This window comes from Allobosea sp. CER48, assembly GCF_044752385.1.
Taxonomy (GTDB): Bacteria; Pseudomonadota; Alphaproteobacteria; order Rhizobiales; family Beijerinckiaceae; genus Allobosea.
Genome location: NZ_JBIWYK010000306.1, coordinates 1 through 3,926, shown reverse-complemented (window position 1 = coordinate 3,926; position 3,926 = coordinate 1). Strand labels below are relative to the sequence as shown.

The 3,926-nt window shown below is 65.8% G+C and carries 3 protein-coding genes and 1 tRNA gene; 1 reads left to right on the top strand and 3 read right to left on the bottom strand.

Features of this window, described 5'->3' with window-relative positions:
- Positions 1-69: 69 nt before the first annotated feature.
- From ACIPIA_RS11800 to ACIPIA_RS11790, 3 genes are all read right to left on the bottom strand, one after another.
- A tRNA-Lys gene (locus tag ACIPIA_RS11800) sits at positions 70-145 on the bottom strand.
- Positions 146-284: 139 nt separating this feature from the next.
- Positions 285-1,562: a solute carrier family 23 protein gene (locus ACIPIA_RS11795; protein WP_400509696.1), complete on the bottom strand. Its 1,278-nt coding sequence runs from the start codon at positions 1,560-1,562 to the stop codon at positions 285-287.
- Positions 1,563-1,795: 233 nt separating this feature from the next.
- The gene (locus tag ACIPIA_RS11790; RefSeq protein ID WP_400509695.1) at positions 1,796-3,358 is read right to left on the bottom strand and encodes a 2-isopropylmalate synthase; all 1,563 of its coding nucleotides are present in this window, start codon (positions 3,356-3,358) and stop codon (positions 1,796-1,798) included.
- Between the two features lie 425 nt (positions 3,359-3,783).
- Between ACIPIA_RS11790 and ACIPIA_RS11785 the strand changes: the two genes are divergently transcribed.
- Positions 3,784-3,926, top strand: a 143-nt coding sequence (locus ACIPIA_RS11785; protein ID WP_400509698.1) for a DUF1275 family protein, incomplete at its 3' end; no start/stop codon positions are given.

Below are 3,926 nucleotides of genomic sequence, written 5' to 3'. Positions count from 1 at the left end.
CCGCAAGGCCGACGAAGATGTCGCCCCGCTTCAGCGAGATGCCTGTTCAGCGATGTCTAGGAAAGATCGTGGTGGGTGATGTAGGGCTCGAACCTACGACCCGCTGATTAAGAGTCAGCTGCTCTACCAACTGAGCTAATCACCCATACGCCACGAAGCGCCGCCGGTCAGCGGCGTCAGCCGCGTCAGGCAGGGGGCGTGTAGCAAAGCCCCCGGCCCCTGTCCACCCATCTGTGACAGATTTTTACAGGCCCACCGAAAAAGTCTTGCGGGCCTGTGGATTGTCACGCCGCGCGGCGGTTCAGCAGGTGGTAGAGCACGATCGCACCGAAGGTCGCGGTGCCGATTCCACCGAGCTCGTAGCCGAAGATCGGAAGCTTGAGATCGCCCGCGCCGAGGATCAGCGCGGTCGCGACCGTGATCAGGTTCTTCGGCTCCGAGAAGTCGACCTTGTTCTCCACCCAGATCCGGCCGGCCGTGGCCGCGATCAGGCCGAAGACAACCACAGCGAGGCCGCCGAGCACCGCAACGGGGATCGTCCCGATGACCGCGCCGAACTTCGGCGAGAAGCCGAGCAGGAGAGCGATGATGCCGGCAGCCACGAACACCAGCGTCGAATAGACCCGCGTCACCGCCATCACGCCCATGTTCTCGGCATAGGTGGTGACGCCCGTGCCGCCGCCGGAACCGGCGATCATGGTGCCCAGGCCATCGGCGAAGAAACCCCGGCCGATGAGATGGTCGAAGTTTCGGCCGGTCATCACCGAGATGCCCTTGATGTGCCCGAGATTCTCCGCGACCAGGATGATCGCGACCGGCACGATCAGCGTCATCGCCTTCATGTCGAAGACCGGCGCGACGAAATGCGGCAGGCCGAACCAGGCCGCTGCACCGATCTTGCCGAAGTCGATCGTCGGCGCGCCGAAGCTCGACGCCGTCAGCGCGTAGAGGATGTAGGCGGCAAGCCCGCCGATCAGGATCGGCAGGCGTTGCGGCAGCCCGCGGCCATAGACCGCGACCAGCGCGACGGCAATGACCGTGAACAGCGCGATCCACTTGGTATAGGCGCTGGCCGAGATCATGTTGATCGCGACCGAGGTCAGGTTGAGGCCGATCGCGGCGACGACCGCGCCGGTCACCACCGGCGGCAACAGCCGCTCGATCCAGTTGGTGCCGACCGCCTGCACGATCAGCCCGATCAGGGCGTAGACCGCGCCGCAGGCGATGATGCCGCCGAGCGCCACGCCGATATTCGGGTTGGGGCCGGAGCCGGCATAGCCGGTCGCCGCGATGACGACGCCGATGAAGGCGAAGGACGAGCCGAGATAGCTCGGCAGTTGCCCGCGGGTGATGACGAAGAACAGCAGGGTCGCGATGCTCGAGAAGAAAATCGCGACATTCGGGTCGAAGCCCATCAGCACCGGCGCCAGCACCGTCGAGCCGAACATCGCGACGACATGCTGCAGGCCGGCTATGACCGTCTGCCCCGTCGGCAGCCGCTCGTCCGGCATCACCGCGCCGGAAGTCTTCAGGGTCCAGTTTGGAAAATAGCCCATCGCCATCGCTCCCCAGGGTCGCCGGAGGAGCGACCGCACCGGAAGTGCAGATGAAGGCAAGAGGCAGGCCGGCGCCAGACCGCGCCGGCGTCATCCACCGGAATCCGTGAGAAGCGCCAATTCAGCACTCGGCCGTCATGCTCGCCCTCGTGGCGAGCATCCACGTCTTGAACACCGGCCGCGATAGCGGAAGACGTGGATGGTCGGGACAAGCCCGACCATGACGGAAAAGCCTCCTCTTACTCCGCGGCCTGCGCGTGCAGGCGTCCGCCGCGGGCGATCAGCTTGTTGAGTGCGGCGAGATAGGCCTTGGCCGAAGCCACCAACGTATCGGGATCGGCGCCGCGGCCGCTGACTGAGGAGCCGTCGCGCGCCAGCCGGACCGTCACCTCGGCCTGCGCATCCGTGCCCTCGGTCACCGCGTGCACATCGTAGAGCTCCAGCGCCACCTCATGCGGCACGATCGTCTTGATCGCGTTGAAGATGGCGTCGATCGGACCGTTGCCCTCGACCTCCTCGGTGACGAAGCGGCCGTCCACGTCCAGCTTCATCGTGGCGCGTTGCGGGCCACGCGTGCCGGCGATCACCGTCAGCGATTCCAGCTTGATGCGATCATGGGCGGTGGCGATGTTCTCGTCGACCAGCGCCTCGATATCCTCGTCGTAGACATGCTTCTTGCGGTCAGCCAGGGCCTTGAAGCGGGTAAAGGCGTCTTCGAGCTGGTTGTCGCCCATGTCGTAGCCCATCTCCTTCAGCTTCGAGCGGAAGGCGGCGCGGCCGGAATGCTTGCCCATCACCAGCGAAGTCTTGGTCACGCCGACCGAGGCCGGAGTCATGATCTCGTAGGTGGTGTTGTTCTTCAGCATGCCGTCCTGATGGATGCCGCTCTCATGCGCGAAGGCGTTCCGGCCGACGATCGCCTTGTTGTACTGCACGGGGAAGGAGCAGGCACTCGAGACCGCCTTCGAGATGCGCATCAGTTGCGTCGCATCGATGCCGGTGTCGTAGGGCATCGCGTCGCCGCGCACCCGCAGCGCCATCACGATCTCTTCCAGCGCGGCATTGCCTGCGCGCTCGCCGATGCCGTTGATCGTGCACTCGATCTGGCGCACGCCGCCCTCGATCGCCGCCAGGGAGTTGGCGACCGCCAGACCCAGGTCATTGTGGCAATGCGCCGAGAAGATCGCCTTGTCGGCGTTCGGCACGCGCTCGCGCACCGCCTTGAACATGGCGCGGTACTCGTCCGGCGTGGCGTAGCCGACGGTATCCGGCAGATTGATGGTCGTCGCGCCCGCCTTGATCGCGGTCTCGACCGCGCGGCAGAGATAGTCGATCGGCGTGCGAGTCGCGTCCATCGCCGACCACTCGATGTCCTCGACCAGGTTGCGAGCCTGGGTCACCGTGGTCGTGATGATCTGCAGCACCTCGTCCTGGCTCTTGCGCATCTGGTGTTCCAGATGGATCGGCGAGGTCGATACGAAGGTGTGGATGCGCGGCTTCACCGCATGGCGCACAGCCTCGCCGGCGCGGGCGATATCCGCGCTGATGGCGCGGGCGAGGCCGGCGACCGTGGCGCGCTTCAGCCGGCGCGCGATCTCCGAAACAGCCTCGAAATCACCTTCCGAAGCGATCGGGAAGCCGGCCTCGATGATGTCGACGCCCATCGCGTCGAGCGCCTCGGCGACCTCCAGCTTCTCCTCGAAGGTCATGGTGGCGCCGGGGCACTGCTCGCCGTCGCGCAAGGTGGTGTCGAAGATCAGCACGCGCTCTTTGGAGGAGCTGTTCTGCGTCGGATTGGTCATGGTCTGCTTCCGGTTTCGGTGCGCCGCCAGATTGGAAAGGGCGGGCGCGTGGTTTTCTGTCGGCGGTTCTCCTCACTCCCCTGAGCGCCCAGGCAGCATGCCCGGCCGGCCCTCAGGGGCAGCTAAGGAGAAGAAGGCCAAGAAGCGAGAACGGGGCGCGTGCGAGGGGAGCGCGAGCGCACATGCCGACGGTCTGCGCGGCGGCGCAGTCCTTCGTCAGGTCATGGCGGGCGGTCGAAACCACGGGCGTTCCTCAAATCGACGGGACAGGATGTAACCGAAAGCGGATGCCGAGCGCAAGCATATGTCTCGCGCCACCATGCATTCATCGGCCAAGGCCGCGGCGGACTATGATGCGCCGGCGTGATTCGGCCGGGAGTCGCGCCTCGCTGGAGGCCGGCCGGGATTGCCGGAGAGCCGCGCGGATGATGCGCTACGATCGCCCTGCCATGGGGCTCGCCTTCTGCCTCTCGGGCCTCGCCGGCTTCGTCGATGCGCTCGGCTTCCTCAGCCTTGGCGGCTTCTTCGTCTCCTTCATGACCGGCAACACAACGCGGCTCGGCATCGA